General features: G+C 67.0%; 22 protein-coding genes. 13 read left to right on the forward strand and 9 right to left on the reverse strand.

Annotated features, from left to right (window positions below; translation table 11 throughout):
* The first annotated feature begins 226 nt into the window (after nucleotides 1-226).
* Nucleotides 227-457, forward strand: coding sequence for a hypothetical protein (locus L1892_RS14705; protein WP_235724351.1), 231 nt, complete (start codon nucleotides 227-229; stop codon nucleotides 455-457).
* Between the two features lie 23 nt (nucleotides 458-480).
* Here L1892_RS14705 and L1892_RS14710 read toward each other — a convergent pair whose 3' ends face one another.
* Nucleotides 481-1533 carry an enoyl-CoA hydratase/isomerase family protein gene (locus L1892_RS14710; protein ID WP_372475093.1) on the reverse strand — a complete coding sequence of 351 codons (1053 nt, stop codon included), beginning with the start codon at nucleotides 1531-1533 and terminating at the stop codon, nucleotides 481-483.
* Nucleotides 1534-1591: 58 nt separating this feature from the next.
* Here L1892_RS14710 and L1892_RS14715 point away from each other — a divergent pair, with 58 nt between their 5' ends.
* From L1892_RS14715 to L1892_RS14740, 6 genes are all read left to right on the forward strand, one after another.
* The gene (locus L1892_RS14715; RefSeq protein ID WP_235724353.1) at nucleotides 1592-2812 is read left to right on the forward strand and encodes a CoA transferase; all 1221 of its coding nucleotides are present in this window, start codon (nucleotides 1592-1594) and stop codon (nucleotides 2810-2812) included.
* Nucleotides 2809-4197, forward strand: coding sequence for an amidohydrolase family protein (locus L1892_RS14720; protein ID WP_235724354.1), 1389 nt, complete (start codon nucleotides 2809-2811; stop codon nucleotides 4195-4197). Before L1892_RS14715 ends, L1892_RS14720 begins: the two co-directional genes overlap by 4 nt.
* Nucleotides 4198-4397: 200 nt before the next feature.
* Entirely contained in the window at nucleotides 4398-5879 is a 1482-nt protein-coding gene (locus tag L1892_RS14725) for a phospholipase D-like domain-containing protein (RefSeq protein WP_235724355.1), read from the forward strand.
* Nucleotides 5880-6047: 168 nt separating this feature from the next.
* Complete coding sequence (locus L1892_RS14730) at nucleotides 6048-6632, forward strand: TetR/AcrR family transcriptional regulator (protein WP_235724356.1); 585 nt, start codon at nucleotides 6048-6050, stop codon at nucleotides 6630-6632.
* Nucleotides 6629-7405, forward strand: coding sequence for a maleylpyruvate isomerase family mycothiol-dependent enzyme (locus L1892_RS14735; protein ID WP_235724357.1), 777 nt, complete (start codon nucleotides 6629-6631; stop codon nucleotides 7403-7405). Before L1892_RS14730 ends, L1892_RS14735 begins: the two co-directional genes overlap by 4 nt.
* Nucleotides 7406-7433: 28 nt before the next feature.
* Entirely contained in the window at nucleotides 7434-7883 is a 450-nt protein-coding gene (locus tag L1892_RS14740; protein WP_235724358.1) for an ester cyclase, read from the forward strand.
* Between the two features lie 2 nt (nucleotides 7884-7885).
* On the opposite strand, the gene L1892_RS14745 is transcribed toward L1892_RS14740, so the two are convergent.
* Nucleotides 7886-8779, reverse strand: a complete 894-nt coding sequence (locus L1892_RS14745) for an MmyB family transcriptional regulator (RefSeq protein WP_235724359.1) — start codon at nucleotides 8777-8779, stop codon at nucleotides 7886-7888.
* Between the two features lie 102 nt (nucleotides 8780-8881).
* Between L1892_RS14745 and L1892_RS14750 the strand changes: the two genes are divergently transcribed.
* The 3 genes from L1892_RS14750 to L1892_RS14760 are packed head-to-tail and all read left to right on the forward strand — an operon-like array spanning nucleotide 8882 to nucleotide 11847.
* On the forward strand, nucleotides 8882-9931 hold the full coding sequence (locus L1892_RS14750) for an alcohol dehydrogenase catalytic domain-containing protein (protein ID WP_235724360.1): 1050 nt from the start codon (nucleotides 8882-8884) through the stop codon (nucleotides 9929-9931).
* A 17-nt stretch (nucleotides 9932-9948) separates the two neighbouring features.
* Complete coding sequence (locus L1892_RS14755; RefSeq protein ID WP_235724361.1) at nucleotides 9949-10968, forward strand: aldo/keto reductase; 1020 nt, start codon at nucleotides 9949-9951, stop codon at nucleotides 10966-10968.
* Nucleotides 10969-10989: 21 nt separating this feature from the next.
* Nucleotides 10990-11847: an LLM class F420-dependent oxidoreductase gene (locus L1892_RS14760; RefSeq protein ID WP_235724362.1), complete on the forward strand. Its 858-nt coding sequence runs from the start codon at nucleotides 10990-10992 to the stop codon at nucleotides 11845-11847.
* A gap of 28 nt (nucleotides 11848-11875) precedes the next feature.
* Here the strand turns inward: L1892_RS14760 and L1892_RS14765 are convergent, their stop codons facing one another.
* From L1892_RS14765 to L1892_RS14785, 5 genes are all read right to left on the reverse strand, one after another.
* Complete coding sequence (locus L1892_RS14765) at nucleotides 11876-12760, reverse strand: aldo/keto reductase (protein ID WP_235724363.1); 885 nt, start codon at nucleotides 12758-12760, stop codon at nucleotides 11876-11878.
* 167 nt (nucleotides 12761-12927) lie between these two features.
* Entirely contained in the window at nucleotides 12928-13398 is a 471-nt protein-coding gene (locus L1892_RS14770) for an SRPBCC family protein (protein ID WP_235724364.1), read from the reverse strand.
* 196 nt (nucleotides 13399-13594) lie between these two features.
* A complete protein-coding gene (locus L1892_RS14775) occupies nucleotides 13595-14443 on the reverse strand; it encodes an enoyl-CoA hydratase-related protein (RefSeq protein WP_235724365.1) in 849 nt (282 codons plus the stop codon).
* Between the two features lie 4 nt (nucleotides 14444-14447).
* A complete protein-coding gene (locus L1892_RS14780; protein ID WP_235724366.1) occupies nucleotides 14448-15248 on the reverse strand; it encodes a crotonase/enoyl-CoA hydratase family protein in 801 nt (266 codons plus the stop codon).
* A 17-nt stretch (nucleotides 15249-15265) separates the two neighbouring features.
* Nucleotides 15266-16237: a PDR/VanB family oxidoreductase gene (locus L1892_RS14785; RefSeq protein ID WP_235724367.1), complete on the reverse strand. Its 972-nt coding sequence runs from the start codon at nucleotides 16235-16237 to the stop codon at nucleotides 15266-15268.
* Nucleotides 16238-16358: 121 nt separating this feature from the next.
* On the opposite strand from L1892_RS14785, the gene L1892_RS14790 reads away from it, so the two are divergent.
* A complete protein-coding gene (locus tag L1892_RS14790; RefSeq protein ID WP_235724368.1) occupies nucleotides 16359-17147 on the forward strand; it encodes an SDR family NAD(P)-dependent oxidoreductase in 789 nt (262 codons plus the stop codon).
* 15 nt (nucleotides 17148-17162) lie between these two features.
* Here the strand turns inward: L1892_RS14790 and L1892_RS14795 are convergent, their stop codons facing one another.
* A complete protein-coding gene (locus L1892_RS14795; RefSeq protein ID WP_235724369.1) occupies nucleotides 17163-18149 on the reverse strand; it encodes a GNAT family N-acetyltransferase in 987 nt (328 codons plus the stop codon).
* Nucleotides 18150-18264: 115 nt separating this feature from the next.
* On the opposite strand from L1892_RS14795, the gene L1892_RS14800 reads away from it, so the two are divergent.
* Nucleotides 18265-19416 (forward strand): acyl-CoA dehydrogenase family protein, encoded by a 1152-nt coding sequence (locus L1892_RS14800; RefSeq protein ID WP_235724370.1) that lies wholly within the window; start codon nucleotides 18265-18267, stop codon nucleotides 19414-19416.
* Here the strand turns inward: L1892_RS14800 and L1892_RS14805 are convergent.
* Nucleotides 19406-20854: an MFS transporter gene (locus L1892_RS14805; RefSeq protein ID WP_235724371.1), complete on the reverse strand. Its 1449-nt coding sequence runs from the start codon at nucleotides 20852-20854 to the stop codon at nucleotides 19406-19408. The genes L1892_RS14800 and L1892_RS14805 overlap by 11 nt on opposite strands.
* A gap of 87 nt (nucleotides 20855-20941) precedes the next feature.
* Here L1892_RS14805 and L1892_RS14810 point away from each other — a divergent pair, with 87 nt between their 5' ends.
* Entirely contained in the window at nucleotides 20942-21796 is an 855-nt protein-coding gene (locus L1892_RS14810; RefSeq protein WP_235724372.1) for an alpha/beta fold hydrolase, read from the forward strand.
* The last annotated feature ends 3 nt before the right edge of the window (nucleotides 21797-21799 follow it).

The following is a 21799-nucleotide window of genomic DNA, read 5'->3' on the forward strand; positions in this document are numbered from 1 at the left end:
CCCGGCTGCCACAACGAGTTGCGCGGGCCGTCTGGGACGGCGCGGTTCCGGCGGGACGCCGCGGGTTGTCGACGACCCGCGCGATCCGAGGCGACCTGCGTGGTCGGAGACGACCCGCGTCGGCCCGGCATCATCGGCCGGCGAACGGTGATAGGCAGTCGAGGTCTCGTCATCCACTGGAACGACTCGCAATCTGCAGTTCACAAAGGTGCGCCACCATGGTGGCATGAACGATGCGACAGAACTGGTCGCCTACGCCGAGAGCTGGTACCGCTACGGTGGCGGCGACCCCGACGACATTTTGGTGCGATTCGGGCTCACCGAGGTCGCCTATTTCACGCGGTTGCGCGAAGCGCTGAGTACCGACACCACGCTGGATCCGGCGGTGCGGGACGCGATAGACGTGGTGGCGGCCGGCCGGATCGAGGCCGGGCCGGGGCACGCGATGCCGGCCTGAGGTCCCGGGTCTGGTGGCCGGACTCAGCGGAGCTCGTCGACCAGACCCCACTCCCGCGCCGCATCGGCCGATATCGGCGATCCGGTGACGAACAGATGCAACGCGCGCCATCGGCCGATCCGCCGTGGGACGCTGACGGTGCCGCCGGCGCCGGGGAGAAGTCCCATCGACACCTCTGGCAGCCGGATCATCGTGTCCGGCGCGGCGACGATGCGATGGGCGAACGCCGGGATTTCGATACCGGCGCCGACGCATTGGCCGTGCAGCCGTACTTCGATGCGGTCGGCTAGCCGGGCGACCAATCGTCCCGCGCCGCCGCGGGTGCGCACGAAATGTGCGGTGGTGGCGTCGGGCGTGTGACCGAACTCGTCGAGGTCGCCGCCCGCACAGAAACACGGGCCGGCGCCGTCCACGACGACGCGATCGATGGTGTTGTCCAGCAACGGCATCCGCAACGCGTCGACAAACGCATCGCGCAACGCCACCCCGTAGGCGTTGCGCCGCTCCGGCCGGTTGAGCGTGATGTGCAGGTCGTCGGCGCGGCGGTCCACCAGCACCGGGTCGCCGGCCGGTGGCGGCGGCAACGGCCGTCCGAGCGCGCGACGTTCCTCGAGCCAGCGACCGAACTCGACGCCACCCTGCAGGGCCGAATAGCCCAGCGACTCCACGTCGAGCGCGGCGGGTATCGACATCGATTCCGAGGCCCGGACCACCTGCGCCGCCACCGATGCCGCCTGCGGGGTGGCCTCGGCGGCCGCGACGAATGCGGTGATCGCCTCCTCGACGTCGTCGACGGTGATGATCTCGCGGCCACCCGAGGCGTCGCCGTAGGTGAGGTCCAGGGCCGCCGTCAACGGTTCGAGCGCGGTATCCGGTGCACCTGAGGCGCGGCCGACGAGAATGCGGTCGGCCCGGCTGGCCACGTCGGCGGCACGTGCAACAGTCGACTGATCGGCGTCGTCGAGATCGATGACGACAACCGGCCGCACGGTCTCTCCCTGTGCGTTCAGCGCGCCCACTGCGTCGGCCCCATCGGCGAGTTCGTCCACAGTCATGGTCGTTACCTGCGGTGTCATCTCTCCATCCTGTCCTGATGGGGCCGACGTGATCGCACCGGGAGGTAGCATCGCCCCGGTGTCGACCGCCACGCCTCGAGATCCGGTTCGCGATTGGGCGCGCAGCGGTGTGGCGTGGCTGACCGGCCACCCCGACGGCCCGCCGGTGATTCCGCCGGGGGTCGCGGCGACGCGGGCGAGCGAGCTCACCGATCTGATCGCCACCGCCACGGCGGGTGCCGTCCGGCTCGACGGGGCGCAGCTGTTGGCCGAGCGGGCCGCATTCACCGGGCACCGACGGTCGGGCGCGTCGTCGGCGGGCGGCGCCTGCCGACTGCTACCCACCGCCGACGGATGGGCGGCGGTGTCGATCGCCCGTCCCGACGACCCCGCGCTGTACGGAGCGCTGATCGGATCGGACGACCTCGGCAACGACCCGTGGCGGGCCGTCGGCCAGTGGCTACGCGACCATCCGGGTACCGAACTCGACGAACGGGCCGAACTGTTGGGGGTGGCGGCGGGCAGCGTCGGCGTCCGCGACGCCCCGGTCGTCGATGTCACCGGCCGTCGACCCCGATCAGTCGCCGGCCTGCTCGTCGTCGACTTCAGTGCGCTGTGGGCCGGGCCGCTGTGTGCGCACCTCCTTGGACTCGCCGGCGCTTCGGTGATCAAAGTGGAGACGCCGACGCGGCCCGACGGCGCCCGCCGCGGCAACGCCGACTTCTATCGGCTGCTGCACGGGGGGCACCGGTCGGTGGTGCTCGATCCCGACGTCGACGACGACCGCGCCGCGTTGTATCGCCTGGCGTCGGCGGCCGACATCGTCATCGAGGCGTCACGACCACGCGCGCTGCGCGGATTCGGTCTGGACGCAGAGGAATTCGTTCGTTCCGGCACGACATGGCTGTCGATCACCGCGTGCGGTCGGGCGTCGAATCGGATCGGGTTCGGCGACGACGTGGCGGCCTCGGCCGGGCTCATCGCCCACGACGAGCGCGGACCGGTCTTCGTCGGCGACGCCATCGCCGACCCGTTGACCGGGCTGACCGCCGCAGCACTGGCGATGAGTTCAGGTGACGATGATGCGCTGCACGACATCTCGATGAGTGGGGTGGTCGCGGCGACGCTCACCGGCCACCACGACGCGGGTGTATGCGGCGCGAGTGGGTCCTGGTTCGTCGACACCGCCGACGGTCCGGTGCCGATCGCCAGGCCGCGCCGCCGCGAGCCCGTCGGCCAAGCGCCGCCCACGGGCGCGGACACCGATGCGGTGCTGCACGATCTCGGGATACGACGATGAGTGACACGGTGTTCCGCGACGTCGAATTGCCGGAGGGTCGACGCGATGTGGTGATGCGCGGTGGCATCGTCGCCGACATCACCGCGCCCGGGACCGCCGCGGGCGCCACCATCATCGACGGCCGCGGTGGTGCACTCCTGCCGGGTCTGCACGATCACCATCTGCATCTGCATGCGATGGCGGCGGCCGCCGACTCGGTTCGGTGCGGCCCGCCGGACGTCACCGATCTCGACGCGCTGGAATCGGCCTTGGTTGCTGCGCAGGGCGACTGGATTCGGGGTGTCGGCTACACCGAGACCGTGGGCGGGTTGCTCGACAGAGCCTCCGTCGATCTCCTCGTACCCGACCGTCCGGTTCGCATTCAGCACCGCAGTGGCGCACTGTGGATTCTCAACAGCCCAGCGTCCGAACTCGTGGGGCTCGATCGCGGCACCCATCCGGGAATCGAACGTGACGCCAACGGTATTCCGACCGGACGCCTGTGGCGCGCCGACGACTGGTTGCGGGCACATCTCCCCCACTCCCCACCCCCCGACTTGCGCGCGGTCGGGCAGCAACTCACGCGATCCGGCATCACCGGTGTCACCGATGCGACTCCCGATCTCAGCTCGGCCACGCTGGACGCACTCGTGACGGCCCATCGCATCGGCGCTGTGCCGCAACGACTTCAGCTTCTCGGTGTCGGCATCGACGACACGCCGAGCTTCGATGACACCATCACCGTCGGGCCGTACAAGATCGTCATCGCCGACAGCGCGCTCCCCGACCTCGAGGACCTCGCCGACACCATTCGCCGCGCACATGCGCGCCGTCGGCCGGTCGCGGTGCACTGTGTGAGCCGGGTGGCGCTGGCACTGTTGCTGGCCGTCTTCGACGATGTCGGTGTGCTCGCCGGGGATCGGATCGAGCACGGCTCGATCATCGGCGCCGACGCCATCGCCGATCTGGCCGCGCGGGGCCTGCGGGTGGTGACCCAGCCTGGGTTCGTCGCCGACCGCGGCGACGACTATCTGCGCCGGGTGGATGCCGGGGATCTGCCGGATCTGTACCGCTGTCGCAGTCTGCTCGCCGGTGGCGTCCACACCGCAATGTCGAGCGATGCCCCCTACGGTCCGCTTGATCCGTGGGTGGTGATCGCTGCAGCCGTGCAGCGGCGCGCACCGACCGGCGAGATCGTCGGCGCCGGTGAACGCGTCACTGCCGCCGACGCACTCGACGGCTACCTCGCCCCGCTCGACGACCCCGGCGGCCCGCCCCGGCGGGTCCAGGTCGGCGCGGACGCCGACCTGGTGCTGCTGGACCGGCCATTGGCCGACGCGCTGGCCGCGCCCGCCGCGCAGCGGGTGAGATGCACGGTCATCGCAGGCCAGGTCCTTGTCGAATGACCCACGGTTCGACGACATCACCCCGATTCGCCGACATCACCTTGCTTCGGACGCAAGGTGATGTCGGGAAACAGGGGCGACTGGGCAGACCCTGCTCGTCGGCGGCGACTGCCGGGCACCCGCAGCGTCCGGGTACCGTCGGCGATCGGGTGACACCACGCGCAACAGCCCGCGCGCCGGTGGCCCAGGGAAGGCTGGACATGACCGACACCGAGCATCCGCTGCTGCGGCCGGGCCACAACTGCCACGACATCGGCCACGCCGATCGGCTCGCCTGCATCATCGACGCCGGCGAGTACTTCCGCCTGGCCAAAGCCGCCATGCTGGGCGCGCAACGCCGGATCATGCTGATCGGCTGGGATTTCGACACCCGCATCCTGCTCGAGCCGGAAGGCGCCACCCTCGAGGGCCCCAACGAACTCGGCGCCTTCCTGAACTGGTTGCCTGGCCATCGACCCGGTCTTGAGGTGTATCTCCTGAAATGGAGCGTCGGGGCGCTCACCGCGATCAGCCGCGGGATGGCGCCGGTGTTCATCACCAATCTGCTCACCAAACCCAACGTTCATCTCGAGATCGACACCCACCACCCGCTGCATGCCGCCCACCACCAGAAGATCGCGGTCATCGACGACCGACTCGCGTTCTGCGGCGGTATCGACATGACCGTTGACCGGTGGGACAGCCCCGAACACCGCGACGACGACGAGCGTCGCACCACCCCGAACCACAAACGGTACGGACCGTGGCACGATGCAACGACGGCCGTCGACGGGCAGGCCGCACGCATCGTCGGTGCGGTGGCCCGGGACCGCTGGCGGGCCGCGACGGGCCAGGAACTGCCCGAGGTCACCGGCATCGACGCCGATCCATGGCCCACCGACCTCACTCCGACCATGCGGTCGATCGACGTGGGCGTCGCCCGTACCCTGCCGGAACTACCCGACCGCGAGGAGGTCCGGGAGATCGAGCAGCTGTATCTGACCGCCATCCGCGCCGCGCGACACACCCTGTACATCGAGAGTCAGTACCTGGCCTCACGCACCCTGGCCGACGCGATGGCCGAGCGGCTGCGCGACCCCGACGGCCCCGAGATCGTGGTGGTGCTGCCTCGCAACGCGGAGGGCTGGTTGGAGCAGAAAGCCATGGACGGCGCCCGCCGACGACTGCTGCATCAGCTCTGGCAGGCCGACGCACACGACCGCTTTCGCGCCTATCACCCGGTGACCGCGGCCGGCGCGGACATCTACGTACACGCCAAGGTGCTCGTGGTCGACGACATGCTGCTGCGGGTCGGTTCGTCGAATCTCAACAACCGTTCCCTGGGCCTCGACAGCGAATGCGACCTGGCGGTCGAGGTCACCGCCGACGATCCGCTCGCCGACCAGCATCGCCGCGCCATCCTCGAGGTCCGCGACCGGCTGCTGGCCGAACACCTCGACGTGCCCGTCGAACGGGCGCGCAACGACCTCGACGACCGGGGTTCACTGGTTGCGACCATCGAGGCTCTGCGCGGAAAAGGCAAAACCCTCATGCGTTTCGACGCCTCCACCGTCGCCGATGAAGACAGTCCCCTGGCCGAGAACGATCTCGTCGACCCCGAAACCGCCAAGGGCAACCCGATTCTCACGCGCTCGATCCGGTTCCTGGCGGGGCGGCCGCTCTCCAAACTGGGACGGCGCTGAGCGAGCGTCTCGCAGCCGGCCGACCCCTGTTCGGCGAGCTCGGCCTCCCAGAGTGAGTGCCTGCGTCGTCAACTCGCCGTCATCCGAGGCACCCGAAAACCAGACCTTGACATTCCGGACGCACCTATCAATGATTGTTTTATAGCTATCAGCGATAGGAGCGTTCGAATGCCCCCCGCCACCCAGGACAAGCGCGCAACCCGACGTCAGCAGATCGTGGACGCCGCGTGGGAAGTAGCGAACGAGAGCGGTCTGGGCGCGGTCACCCTGCACGAGGTCGCCAGGCGCGTCGGAATGCGGCAGCCCTCGCTGTACAGCTATGTGTCATCGAAGCTTGACCTGTTCGATGTGATGTTCGCCGAAGCCTACGAGCACCTGCTCGCGCGGATCGACTCTCTGCCCGCCACCGGGTCGGCACGTGAGCAACTCCTACGCCTGTCCCAGACGATCGTCGACTACGTCGTCGAAAATCCTCCGCGCCAACAACTTCTGTTCCAGCGCACCATTCCCGGATTCGAGCCGTCGGAGGCCTCGTATCGGCGGGCCGAGCTTCTGGTGCGGCGTACCCAGAGCCTGCTCGTCGCGGCCGGCGCCACGGACCCTGCCCAACTCGACGCGTACACCGCCGTCATCGCCGGCATCGGCGCGCAGCAGATCGCCAACGATCCCGGCGGTACCCGCTGGACCCGACATGTGGAGACGATGGTCGGTCTCGTCGTCGACCACTTCCCCCGAGAGAGAGTGACACCATGAACACTTCCGAAAGCGTTCGGCCCGCAACGGAAATCAAGCGAATCCAGCATACCGAGGCGATGCGACTCACCGCCGCCGAGAATGCGCGCCTGCTCGATCTGCTCCAACTCATCGACCCCGACGACTGGGGGAGGCCCACCGACTGCACCGGCTGGACGGTGCGCGACGTCGTGGTCCACCTGATCGCCTCAGCCCAGGCACAGGCCAACCCGGTGGAGTTCCTCTGGCAGGTTCGGTCGGGACGGCCGCTCACCGCAGAGATTGGTGGCGACCACTGGGTCGACGGGCTCAACGAGGCACGGTTGCGAGCCCGGACCCAGTGGCGAACCGATGACCTGCCGGCGCTGTGGGAACAGCACTCCGCCGCAGCATTGCGCGCCCGGACTCGGATGCCCGCGCCGGTGCGCGCACTTCCGGTGTTGCCGATCGGCACCCCCCTCGGAGTCGACCTCGGCTGGAAACCTTTGGGCTACCTGTTCGGCATCGGCTTCACCCGCGACACGTGGATGCATCGCGTCGACCTCTCGCGCGCGACCGGTGTTGCGCTGCAGCCCACCGCCGACCACGATGGGCGGATCGTGGAGGACATTCTCGCCGAGTGGTCACAACTCCACGAGCAGCCGTTCAGCCTCGATCTCCAGGGTCCCGCCGGAGGACGTTTCGAGGGCCGCAGCGGTGCAGCGACCATCAGTGTCGACGCGATCGAGTATGCGCGCATCCTCTCCGGCCGCGCCGACGGCGACGGCGTACTCGCCAACAAACTTCCGCTCTGAGAACCTACCCACCTCCAGGAGTTCGATCATGTCACCCGCAACCGAAGCACCCAGCACCGCAACCACTCTGGCCGAAGACAACAAGGCCGCCGATCGGCGGTTCATCAACCAGATCATCAACGGGCAGGATCTGGGGTCGATCGGCGACATCGTCGCAGACGACTTCGTCGAGCAGAACCCGCCGCCCGGGCAGGGTCCAGGACGCGACGGGTTGCGTGACTTCCTGGCTCAGATGTTCCGCGCTTTCCCCGACCTGACGTGGACGGTCCACGAGATGGTGGCCGAGGGGGACCGCGTGGCCGCCTGGTCGACGTGGACCGGCACCCACCGCGAAGATTTCCTCGGCATCGGAGCAACGGGCCGTTCGGTGACGGTCGAAGCCTGGACATTCGATCGATTCCATGACGGCAAGATGTGCGAGAGTCGCATCATCATGGACGTGATGGGAATGGCGCAACAACTCCAGGGAGATGCCTGACCTCATCCGGTCGCGTGGTCCTCGGTATCGATCGCCTCCTGACTCGCCGCCCAGGATGCGAGAAGCTTGAGACCATCGGCGGTCGGCGTGCCGGCCGCCGCGGTGTAGATGTTGAGATGCAGCCCGGGCTCGGAGGGCAATTCCATCCCCTCGAAGTCGAGGTCGAGTTGCCCGACGGCCGGGTGCCGGAGCCGTTTGCGCCCACTGCGGTGGAATCGCACATCCTGCGATGCCCAGCGCTGACGAAACAGCTCACTACGCGTGGACAATTGCCCGACCAGCTGGATCAACGCCTTGTCATTCGGGTTTCGACCGGCCTCGAGGCGCAGCATGGCAGCCGCATCTCGGGCGACCTGGTCGTAGTCGACAAAGAACTCCTGGGCCTCATCGGGATGCAGGTAGATGAATCTGGTCGTGTTGGCAGGCCGCCGAGTATGGGCGAGAACCGGCGAATACAACGCCCGCGCAAGCTGATTCATTGCAACGATGTCGTGACGGCCGTTACGCACCCAGGCGGGTGCGTCGGAGATGGCGTCGAGGACCTGCTGGATGACCGGACGCACCGTGGTGGCCGGCGGGCGGGTCCGACGCCCTGGCGCGCCCGCCTGCGACTGGCGCGCCAGGGCGAACAGGTGATCCTGTTCGGCTTCGTCGAGTTGCAGCGCACCGGCCAGCGCGGCAAGCACACTCTCCGATGCGCCGGTCAGATTGCCGCGCTCCATCCGGACGTAGTAGTCGACGGACACGCCGGCGAGCAGGGCCACCTCCTCGCGACGCAACCCCTTGACCCGGCGATTGCCGCCATACGCCGGCAACCCCGCCTGATCAGGGGTGATCCGTGCGCGCCGCGAGCCGAGGAACTCGCGGATCTGGGTGCGCAGGTCGGTGCTATCCATGGGCCCCAGGGTAAGCACGATGCCATGTACCAGGGAGGTACTGGCAATACCCGGAACAACCGTGACTCCCCACACCCGCGCACACGCGGTCTGATGGTTTTCATGAAAGCCACCTACATGTACGCCGCCGGCGACGTCCGCGTCATCGATGTCCCCGACCCGATCATCGAGCAACCGACCGATGCGCTGGTCCGGGTGACCCGTGCCTGCGTGTGTGGCAGCGATCTGCACCCGTATCACTCGATGCCCACCACCCCCGACGGCTCGCCCATGGGCCATGAGTTCATCGGGGTGATCGAGGCCGTCGGGTCCGACGTCACCACGCTGCGTGTCGGCGACTTCGTCATCTCCCCGTTCGCCGTCTCGTGTGGGACGTGCGAATACTGCCGTGCCGGTCTACAGACTTCGTGCGTGCGCGGCGGTTTCTGGAGCGACCCCCAGCTCGGCACCGCCGGCGCCCAGGCCGAGGCCGTTCGGGTGCCCCTCGCCGACGGCACGCTGGTGAAAGCTCCCGTGGACGCGAACGCCGACGACGCACTGTTGGCGTCGCTGCTCACCCTCTCGGATGTGTACGGCACCGGCTGGCATGCGGCCGTGCGCGGCGGGGTGACTGCCGGAAGCACGGTCACCGTGATCGGTGACGGCGCCGTCGGCCTGCTGGCAGTGTTGTCGGCTCGCCAACTCGGCGCCGAACAGATCATCTTGATGGGCCGACACCGGGCCCGGACCGATCTGGGCCGGGAGTTCGGCGCCACCGACGTGGTCGCCGAGCGCGGCGACGAGGGCATCGAGCAGATCCGGGCCCTCACCGGCGGCATGGGCAGCCAGATCGTCCTGGAAGCGGTCGGACATCGACCAGCCTACGACCAGGCGATCGGCGCGGTCCGGCCCGGCGGCGTCATCAGCCGCGTCGGCGTTCCGCAATACGACGAGGCGCCCGTCGGCTTCGGCAGCCTCTTCGGCCCCAACGTGACCCTCACCGGCGGTCCCGCGCCGGTGCGGGCCTACATCGAACAGCTACTGCCCGCGGTGCTCGACGGTACCGTGGTGCCGGGCAAGGTATTCGACCGGACGATGTCGTTGACCGAGACACCCAAGGCCTACACCGCGATGGATACCCGCGAGGCCTTGAAGGTCGCTGTCCGCCCGTGATCGAAAGGACCACGCACATGCAGTACCGCCCACTCGGCCGCACCGGAGTTCAGGTCAGCCCACTGTGCCTGGGTGCGATGATGTTCGGACCGTGGGGAAATGACGACGAACAAGACTCGGTCCGCATCATCCACGCGGCACTAGATGCGGGAATCAACTTCGTCGACACTGCCGATGTCTATTCCGCCGGTCGGTCCGAGGAGATCGTCGGAAAAGCACTCGGCGACCGACGCGACGACGTGTTCCTCGCGACGAAGTTCTTCATGCCGATGGGCGACGACCCCAATCACCGCGGTGGCTCGCGCCGCTGGATCATGCGCGCGGTCGAGGATTCGCTGCGCCGCCTCGACACCGATCACATCGACCTCTACCAGGTGCATCGTCCCAGCCCCGATACCGACATCGACGAGACGCTCGGCGCGCTCACCGATCTGGTACAGCACGGCAAGGTGCGTTACATCGGGTCTTCGTCGTTCTCCGGCTCCCAGATCGTGGAGGCCCAATGGGCGGCGAAGGACAATCGCCTCGTGCGGTTCGTGACCGAACAGCCCCCGTACTCGATCCTGGTTCGCGGTATAGAGGAGGACGTACTGCCGGCCGTGCAGCGACACGGGATGGGCACGCTCACCTACAGCCCACTGGCGGGCGGATGGCTGTCGGGTCGGTGGCGCAAGGACTCCGCATCGTCACCGACGTCGAGTGCTCGACCCAGTGCGCGATTCGACATGTCAATCCCCGCGAATCAGCGCAAACTCGACATCGTGGAAGACCTTGCAGTGCTCGCCGAACAGTCCGGCATGACGTTGATCGATCTTGCGATCGCGTTTGTCATCAACCATCCGGGCGTCACCGCCGCAATCGTCGGGCCTCGCACCATGCAACAGCTGGAGTCGTATCTGCCCGCCGCCGATATCTCCCTGTCCACGGACGTCCTCGACCGAATTGACGAACTGGTCGCACCGGGGCTGACACTCAACCCCGAGGACAACAGCTACGGGACACACGAGTTGACACCGATCGCCCGCCGACGCAACTGAATCCGCGCAAGGAGAATCGCTATGGAACTGGCCCTGCACATCGCCGACTTCACCTGGTCCGGCGGCCCCGCCGAACTCGGCCCCGCGCTGACCAAGCACGTCCGGGACGCCGAGGACATCGGCGTGCGGCGGATCAGCGTCATGGACCACTTCTGGCAGATCCGCCCCGTCGGACCGGTCGACACCGAAATGCTCGAGGCCTATTCCGCTCTCGGCTTCATTGCTGCTCAGACGCAACACGCATTGCTGCATACCCTGGTCACCGGAGTCACCTACCGCGAGCCCGCGCTGTTGGCCAAGGCCGTCACGACCTTGAACGTGCTGTCGGGCGGCCGTGTCGGTCTCGGCATCGGCGCGGCCTGGAATGACGAGGAGTCCGAGGGTCTGGGCTTCGCCTTCCCACCGACGGCAGAACGTTTCGAACGACTCGAGGAGACCATTCGCATCTGCGATCAGATGTGGTCGGAGTCGGAGGACGCCTTCACCGGCAAGCACTACCAGCTGGGCCGGACCCTCAATTCACCTCAGTCGCTGAGCAGTCCCCGGCCCTACCTGATGATCGGGGGCTCGGGCGAGAAGAAGACCTTGCGCCTGGTGGCTCAGTATGCGGACGCCTGCAACATCTTTGCCGGACCCGACGCGGCTCACAAACTGGACGTACTGCGCGGTCACTGTGACGACGTCGGCCGCGACTACGATGAGATCGACAAGACCACCATCTTCCCGATCAGCCCCAGCAACACGGTCGACGACATCGTCACCACCGCAAACGCGATGGCAGCCTTGGGATTCACGTCGTCCTATGTGTTCGCCACCGGTATCACCGAGCCGGCACGCATCATCGAGCTGTTCGCCGAGGCCATGCCACGACTGGATTGACATCACAGGTCAGCCGTCAGGGCCGGCCTCAGGCCTCCGGGATGTCGCGACCGAACGCTTCGAGGGTCACCTGTTCCGGCTCGGGTCCGCCACGGATTCCCGTCTCGAGTGAATCGATCTGCGACAGTTCCGCCTCGGAGAGTTCGAAGTCGAAGATGTCGAAGTTCTCGGCGATCCGGGCCGGCGTCACCGACTTGGGAATGGCTTGGCGGCCTTGCTGAAGGTGCCAGCGCAACATCACCTGTGCCGCCGTCTTGCCATGGATCGCAGCGATCTTCCCGATGGTCGGATCGTCCAACGTCGATCCCTTGGAACCGTCGCGGTAGAAGGTGATACCGCCGATCGGCGACCATGCCTGCGACAGCACGCCGTGTTCGGTGTCGGTGGCCAGCACGTCACGCTGCTGGAAGTACGGGTGCACCTCGACCTGGTTGATGGCGGGCACCACCGACGTCGTCTCCAGCAGTCGGGACAGATGATCCGGCATGAAATTGCTGACACCGATGGCCCGTACACGTCCGTCTGCGTACAGCTTTTCCAATGCGCGGTAGGCGTCGATGGTTCGCTGGAATTCCCCGGGCAGGGCCTGATGGAGGATGAGCAGGTCGATCTGCTCGACGCCGAGTTTGCCGGCACTCTTGTCGAAGGCGTGCAGCGTTTCCTCGTAGCCGTAGTCGCTGATCCAGATCTTGGTCTCGATGAAGACCTCGGACCGGTCGAGTCCGGATTCGGCGATCGCGGTGCCCACCCCTCGCTCATTCATGTAGGCGGCCGCGGTGTCGATGTGGCGGTATCCCACCTCCAACGCGGACCGCACGGCCGAAGCGGTCTCTTCCGGCGGCGTCTGGAATACGCCAAAGCCAAGCGCGGGAATCTCGACGCCATTGTTCAGAATCGCTGTTGGAACACTCATGGCCACCACGTTATGGGGCGGAGAAAACGTGAGGGAGTGCTTGTCGGAACAGGTAATGGCAGTACCCCTGTCGTGGTGCGCGATCACCTGACCTTGTAGACCGACAGAAACCCGGCTTCCACCACAATCTCGATGGGGTCGACTCCACGGGGCCTACCGGGTCGAGATCACCCGGGCCAGCGCGCCGCCAACGCCGAGAGCGTGCCCTCGATTCCCGCGCCGTTCTTCTTGTCGTAGCCGAGCAGCTCGATGATCTTGGGCACCTTGATCCTCGAGTAGTCGAAGGTCTCGGTGACCCGCGTCTGAGATGGCGACACCGCCTCCAACTCCCACCGCCACTTGTGGCCCATGGGATGTTGCCATTCCACCAGCTCGTCATCGGTGAACGAGGTGACCGTGGAGGTGATCTTGTAGGGCACGCCGTACTGCTTCATCCCGACGCTGAATCGGGCGCCGGGACCGAGTCTGTCGGGACCGGTCACCGGCGTGTCACGCACGGTGCCCGACCCGTCAAGCTCGGCATGGCGGTGCGGATCGGCCACCAACGCGAACACCTCGGCGGCGGGGGCGTCTACGATGACCTGGCGGGCCACCGTGTGCGGCCCGCGGTCGACGCTGGTGACGGAGTGTTGTGCCATGGTTCCAACGTACGCCGATCGCGGCTTCTCAGGCTGTCGCAGCCGCGGCGTCGCGGCCCGGTAGAGCCGAGACCAACGCGTACCGCAAGCAGTTCGCGGTAGGCGAGTCGAGATCGTCTTCGCCAGCGCGCCCGGTTGTGTGCCCGCCGCGACCGACAGCCGTCGCCGGCCCATCACCAGTGCGGTCGTGGTGACCTCACTCGCGCGGAACGCCGTGGCCAGGGAGTCCTTCGGACACCCGATCCGGAAACTCAGGAGCACGTTTGTCGAGGAACGCCTGCACACCCTCTTTCACATCGGCCGAGGTGCCGCGGCGGAAGATGGCCTCAGATTCCGCGCGGTGAGCAACCTCGGGCTCCGATGCACCGAGCATCCGCCACATGAGTGAGCGGGTCATGGCCACCGAAACCGGCGCGGTACCCGCAACCATCTCTTCAGCCACCGTGACCGCCCGCGCCACCACCTGATCCGCGGGTACGATCTCACGGACCATGCCGCGCTCACATGCTTCGATCGCAGTAACCATCTGGCCACCCAGGGTCCATTCGAGGGCGGTCGAGATGCCGACGACCCGCGGCAGAAACCACGTGGAGCATGCCTCGGGGACCAGCCCGCGCCGGGTGAACACAAACCCGAACTTCGCTGTTTCCGAGGCGATCCGCACGTCGGCGGGAAGCGTCATGGTCACCCCCACGCCGGCCGCAGGACCGTTGATCGCAGCGACGACCGGTTTCGTCGATCGGTAGATTCGAAGTGCAACCTGCCCTCCGGCGTCCGCGGGCGCCCGCCCCGAATCGTCGGCATCGAGCACAAAGGTCTCTCCGCCGGAGGCAAGATCTGCCCCGGCGCAGAATGCACGACCGGTCCCCGTGAGGACGACTGCACGGACGGAGTCGTCGGCGTCGGTCTCGTCGAACGCCGCGATGATCTCGCGGCGCAGGTCCTCGGTGAAGGCGTTGAGCCGGGTCGGTCTGTTGAGTCTGACCACCTCGACCGAGCCGACCCGCTCGGTGCGCACCACACCGGATTCGGCGGCAGAGCTCATGCCGTCACCGCCCCTTCCATTGCGGCGCCCGCTTCTCGGCAAACGCCCGCGGACCTTCTTTGGCATCCTCGCTGCTCAGCACCGTGCGGATGGCGGTCCGGTTGACCGACCAGGCCTCGTCGTCCCAGCCGCGCTGCGACTTCGACGTCTCGTGCATGACGCGCTTGCTCTCCGACACGGCGACCGGTGCGTTGGCGGCGATCACCGCGGCGAGTTCGAGCGCGACATCGAGGGCGGTCCCCGCGGGAGCGACCGCATTGACCAGTCCCAGTTCATAAGCGCGTGCCGCGGCGACCGGTCGGCCGGTGAGCGCGATCTCCGCAGCGACCTTCTGCGGCACCTGACGGTGGATCCTGAGCAGTCCGCCGGCCGCGGCGATGAGTCCTCGCCGAACCTCGGGCAGACCCACCGAGGCCTCCTCGTCGATGACGGCGAGGTCGGCAGCCAGGACGATCTCGGTGCCACCTCCCAGGGCGAATCCGTTGACGGCCGCGACGATCGGCTTGGGGATCCAGTGGCGCACAATGCCTGCGAAATCCCACTCGCGATGATCCGGGTCGTCGATCCGGCGACCCGAAGCGATCTCCTTGAGATCCGCTCCCGCACAGAATGCCCGGCCGGCACCGGTCAGGACGACGACCCGGACGTCCTTGTCGTCGGCGGCCCGCTCCAGAGCAGCACCCGCCGCGATCGACAGTGCCGAGTTGACGGCGTTCAGCGCATCCGGCCGGTTCAGCGTGACGATGGCGACGTGATCACGCACGTCGTATCGGACAACGGATTCGTGTGCATCGGTGGTGTTCATCGGACTCCTCATCGCCGTCAGCTCTGCAGGTCGAGAACCAGTCGCTTGGAACAACTCCGTGAGACACAGACCATCATGCAGTTGTTCTCGGCCTGTTCCTCGTCGGTCAACACCGAATCACGGTGATCTGGAACGCCTTCCAGCACCCCGGTCTCGCACGTACCGCAGGTGCCCTCCCGGCAGGAGAAGTCGGCGTCGACGCCCTCACGCAGCAGTGCGTCCAGCACGGATTCGTCCTCCCCGACGGTGATCTCGCGTCCACCTTCGCCGAGTACCACCTCGAATGTCGTTCCGGCCGTGTCGGTGTCGACTCGCGCCTTCGGCGCGAATCGTTCGACATGCAATTCGATGTCGTCGCGTGTAGCACACAGGGACTCCATGGCATCGAGCAGCGGCTCGGGGCCACAGCAGTACACCGCGGTCCCCGGCTGTACCGCCTGCAGAGCAGCCGCGAGATCGAGCAGTCCGAACTCGTCCTGCGGCCGCACCAGAACCTGGTCCGGATGGCGCTCTGCCAGGTCGTGCGCGAAGGCCATCCCCGATCGGGTTCGCCCGCCGAACAGAAGAGTCCACTGGGCGCCCGATGACTCCGCCTGCGCGATCATCGGGATCAGCGGGGTGATACCGATACCACCGGCGACGAACAGGTATGCGGAATTGTCAACGAGGGGAAAGTGATTGCGCGGACCCTTGACGTCGATGATGTCGCCGACCTCGACCTCGTCGTGTACGCGTTGGGATCCACCTCGACCGTCGAGCTCGCGCAAGATGGCGATCCGGAGTCGGGAGCGGTCGGAGACCTCTCCACACAGGGAGTACTGGCGGATCGTGTCATCGTCGAGGACCAGGTCGATGTGCGATCCGGGTTGCCAGTCGGGCACCGTGCCGCCGTCGGGGTCGGCCAGGCTCAGTGAGACCACACCATCGGCCACGGACTCCTTGGCGACCACCTGCATCTTGTGGTGGACATGCTCCGTGTTCTGTGCCATGGCAGCTCTCTGTCGGTGGTGCTGGATGATCCGTTAATCTTAAGGTATTAGATTAATTGGATCAACCACGTCATCCGGCCCAAAGCCCCGTTACACCGGATGACCTGCATACGGAGGAATCATGACCGCGCACCCACAGACACAGTCCGCGTCGATCCAGGACTTCTTCCGGCTCGACGGTCGGGTCGCGATCGTGACAGGTGCCGGCTCGGGACTCGGCGCCGGGATCGCCGTCGCGCTGGCCGAGTCGGGTGCCGACGTCGTCATCACCGGCCGACGACCCGATCCGCTGACGTCCGTCGCGGAGGACATCCGCCGACTCGGCCGTCACGCCCTGCCCGTGCCGACCGACGTGACCGACCCCGAGCAGTGCGACGCAAGCGTGCGCGCAACGATGAAGGAGTTCGGCCGGGTCGACGTCCTGGTCAACAATGCCGGCGTCACACATACGTCGCCCGCGACACGGGAACGCCCGGACGACTTCCGCTCGGTACTCGACGTGAATCTGCTCGGCAGCTATTGGATGGCGCAGGCATGCGCGCGGGTGATGGAGCCCGGCTCCAGCATCGTGAACGTGGCCAGCATGCTCGGCCTGATCGCGTCGTCACTGCCCCAGGCTGCATACACCTCGAGCAAGGCCGGTGTCATTGGTCTGACGCGGGACCTGTCACAACAATGGTCGGGGCGTAAAGGGATTCGGGTCAACTCGATCGCACCCGGATTCGTCGAGACCGACATGATCGCGCAGATGACCGATCAGACTCGCAGTGAGTTCCTCCGCGGCTGCCCCATGGGCCGAATGGGCACCCAGCGCGAGATCGACGCCGCCGTGGTCTTTCTCGCGGGCCCGGGCGCCTCGTACATCACCGGATCGACGCTCGCCGTGGACGGCGGCACGTCGGGTCACTGAGCGGCGCGCGTACGGTCACGCGAAAGCAGGTGGCGGATCACTGGTCTCACCGACCTGATAGCAGGAGTGCGCGTCCTCCTGCTCGAACCCCAGCAACCGGCACATCCGCACGGCCGAGGCATCGTCGGGATCGATCCGCAACATCGAGACCTGGACACCGGCATCTTTCTGCCGCTCCATGGCCGCCACCAGCAACACGCCGCCGAGGCCGCGGCCACGCGCGCCCGGGTCGAGGACGACGGCATGGATGGGCGCAGCACGGAGTTCCAGGTGGATTCGCTGATCAGTCGAATACCAGACGAACCCGACGATCCGACCGGCGTCGTCACGCGCCTCGATCACCTGCCCCCCGCCCCGACCGACATCGGACTCGAGCCGGTCGCGTTGTGCGTCGGGAAGTGCCGCACGACCGAGGATGTCGACGACCGCGGCGTCCCCGCCGGCAAGCTCTCGGGGCTCTCCGACGACGAGGCCGTCGGGGATCTCGGGTCGGTCGATCGGCAGGGCAAACGGTCCGGTCAGATGCCGGACCACCGTCCACTGGCGACTGACCGCGGGAACATCGAAGCGTTTCGTGAGGCGCTCCGACGCCGGGTGGGTCGAGTATGCCCAGCACCGCAACGCCGTTGCACCCGAGCCGTCCCAGCCACGCACACCGCCGACGTCCAGTCCGATCTCTTCGACGAGCAACGTGGTGATGCCCCGGGAACGGTAGTCGGGATGAACCGCGTAGGACACCGTGCCGAGTCCTTCGTCGTCGACGAACAGGTGGAGGTAGGCGACGACGACCATCGGACCGTCCTCCTGCGGACCCAGATCACGGCGGGCCTTGATCGCCAGGTGGCGGACGGTCCCGCTGCCGTCGTCGGCGACCGGGACGATCTCCGGGTCGATATGGGAGAAGCCGGCTTCCTCGTCGTAGTCGGTCGCGGCGGCGACGAGTTCGAGGACTGCATCGAGGTCGTCGTCGGACAGCTTCGGACGCCACTCGTACGAGATCATCGGTCGAACACTCCTGTCACAGCGAACACACCTATCGCTTTTCGGTATACACCCCGGCGCGGGGCTACGGGCCGGAACGGTTTAAACCTACAGCAGTTAGGTATAGGATCTCCACATGCAGAGTGATCTCTTCGACGCCGACCACGAACTCTTCGGAGAATCGGTCCGCGGTTTCGTGACCAAGAACGTCGTACCCAACCTCGAGAAATGGGATGCCGACCGCCTGATTGATCGGGAGACGTGGCGCGCTGCCGGCGCCCAGGGAATTCTCGGGCTCGCGGCGCCCGCAGAGTACGGGGGCCCCGGCGAGACCGACTACCGATTCCGGGTCGTCATCCAGTCGGAGATCGCGAGAGTCGGCGCCTCCGCACTTCAGTCCGGGTTCTCCACCAACGACGACATCGTCTTGAACTACCTTCTCCGGCACGCCGACGACGAGCAGAAACGCCGGTGGGTGCCCGGTTTCGTCACCGGCGAGACGATCGGCGCCATCGCGATGTCGGAACCGGGCGCGGGCAGTGACCTGCGCGCCGTCACCACCACGGCTCGACGTTCCGGTGACGATTGGGTCATCAACGGGTCGAAGACGTTCATCACCAGCGGCATCCTCGCCGATCTGGTGATCGTCTTCGCGAAGACCGATCCCGAGGCCGGCTCCCGGGGTTTCAGCTTGTTCGTCGTTCAGGACGGGATGCCCGGCTTCACCCGGGGCCGCAAGCTCGACAAGGTCGGCCTGCATGCGCAGGACACCGCGGAACTGTCGTTCGACGACGTCCGTGTCCCGATGGAGAATCTGCTCGGCGAGGAAGGTGCGGGCTTCGCGTACCTCATGCAGAGCCTCCCGCTAGAACGCCTCGGCATCGGGATCGCCGCGCAGATGTCGGCGGAGGCAGTGCTCGGCTGGACGCTCGACTACGTCAAGGAGCGCACTGCGTTCGGGAAGCGGATCGGCGAGTTCCAGGGCCTCGGCTTCACCCTCGCCGACCTGCAGACCTCCGTCGAGGTCTCCCGCGCATACCTCGACCGCTGCGTCCGCGAACACAACAAGGGAACTCTCACCGCAGTCGATGCGGCCAAGGCCAAGTTGTGGGCGACCGAGCTGCAGGGCCGTGTCGTCGATGCCGGTGTGCAGTTGCATGGCGGATACGGCTACATGCTGGAGTACCCGGTGGCCAAGGCCTACATCGACTCTCGGATCCAACGAATCTACGGTGGCACCAACGAGATCATGAAAGAGATCATCCACCGGGATCTGATCAAGAAGTAGGCCTCGCCGCAACGGCGGCCACCGGCGCGTCGCGCGTGTCCGATCCGCGCGGGCGTGGTCGAGACGACAACCCGATCACGCCCGCCGCACCGGCCGCCAGCCCGCCGATCACGAAGACCACCGTGTACGCCGCCGCAGACGCGAGCTCGTGGCCGACTCCCGTCATCGTGGCGAACAATGACGCAACCGTGGCGCTCGCGATCGAGCTACCGATGATCCGCGCAATCGCGTTGACACCGTTGACGGTTGCCGTCTCGGCGGCGGGGACCGCATCGGTGAGCAGCGACGGCAGGGTCGCGTACGCGCCGCTCACGAAGATGTTGACCACCACTGCCGCGACGATGAGTTGCCACGGCTGATCGCGCGCCACGGCGAGCATCGCGAATGCGACAACGCCGCAGCCGCATACAGCGGCGAGAACACGGGAAGCACGGAATCGATGGATCAGACGCCCACTCAGTGCGGCCGCGATCACCCCAGCGATGGACCCGGGCAGCAGAAACGCCACACTCGCCCCGAAGACGCTGAACCCGAACCCGTATCCGGTCACCTCGGGATCCGCTTGGACGAACTGTGCGATCCCGAGGAACTGGACGTACATCGCCGCACCGACCAGCACCGCGGCGATGTGGGCAGGGGTGACGCCTCGGCCCGAAAGAGATCCGGGCGGCACCAGTGGATCCGGAGTGCGCCGCTCGTGGACGTACCAGAGGACGAGACAGCCCAGCCCTCCGAGAGCGAGCGGGACCATCAGGATCGGACCGCGTCGGGGCCCTTCCGCCAGGGCGATCAGCAACGCGCACAATCCGATCGCCAGGAGAATCGCTCCCACGACGTCGAACCCGCGACCGGTCGACTCGGGTGCCGGGGTCCGGGGAACCGCTGCGCCGACCAGGACCAGAGAGATGATCGCGAGCGCCAGCAGCATCCAGAAGACCCGGCGGTAGGACCCGTCACCGGCGACCAGGACACCTGCAGCCACCATGCCCAGGCCGGCACCACCGGCCATGATCCCCGACATCAGCCCGATCGCTTGGGTGAGGCGACGCTCGTCCATGATCATCCGCAGGACCGCCACACCGATCGGGAAGATGGCGAACGCCGAACCCTGCAGCACCCGGCCGACGATCAGGATGGGCAGGCTCGGCGCCACCACGCACAACACCGAACCGACGACGACCACCACCAGGGTGCCGATCAACACCGGCCGACCTCCGCGACGGTCGGCGATCCGGCCGAGCACGGGCGTACACACCGCCGCCGACAAGAGATTTGCGGTGAGGACCCAGCCGATCGCCGTCGGTCCGACCGACAGTTGATCGGTCATCGTCGGGATCACCGGAACGACTGCGGCCTGCAGAACCGACAGGGTCATGACGGCGCAGCACAGCGCCGCAACCGCACGACGCGACGACCGCACGATGCTCGCACCCGTCATTTCGCCACCCCACTCGTGCCGCACACCTTAAACCTTATATCATTAGTTTAATCCGGCTACGACCGTCGCCGAGGACAGGAGAGGCAGATGCCAGACACCACAACAGCCGTCCGGCTCCGCGGCGACGGGGTCACCTTGGCTGCTGACCGGTGGGATCCCGTGGACCCGCCGAGTAGGGGGATCGCGCTCCTTCTCCACGGCGGCGGTCAGACGCGACACTCCTGGCAGCACACCGGCCGACGACTCGCCGATCACGGTTGGACCGCGATCACGATCGATGCCCGCGGTCACGGCGAGAGCGACTGGGCCGACGACGGCGACTACTCGATCTCGGCTCACGCCCGCGACCTGGCCGCCGTTGTGGCAGAACTTGATTTCCGCCCGGTACTCGTCGGCGCGTCACTCGGAGGGATGACCTCGCTGATCGCGCAGGGCACCGACCCGACACTCGCCCGCGCGCTCGTCCTCGTCGATATCACCCCCCGTGCGGAACCCGAAGGGCTGGAGAAGATCAGCTCGTTCATGCACGACGGACTGGCCGGCTTCGATTCGCTGGAGGACGCCGCAGCCGCGGTCTCCGCCTACAACCCCCATCGCCGGCGCCCGCCACGGCCGGACGGCCTCCGGAAGAACCTGCGACTGCGCGACGGCCGGTGGTACTGGCACTGGGACCCGAGAGTGCTCACCGATCGCGCCAATGGACCGGAGAACGCCGGCGTCCGCGAGGAACAGGCGCGCGATGCCGCCCGATCGATCACGGTACCGACCCTCCTGATCCGCGGTGCCCAGTCCGACGTCGTCAGCGCTGAGGGCGCGCGCGATCTGCTGGAGCTGATCCCCACCGCGCGTCAGATCGACGTCAGCGGTGCCGGGCACATGGTCAGCGGAGACGACAACGATGTCCTCAGCGAGGGACTCATCGAGTTCCTCGAGGACGTGTGATCC

Origin of the sequence: Gordonia tangerina (genome assembly GCF_021556435.1) — a bacterium.
Taxonomy (GTDB): domain Bacteria; phylum Actinomycetota; class Actinomycetes; order Mycobacteriales; family Mycobacteriaceae; genus Gordonia; species Gordonia tangerina.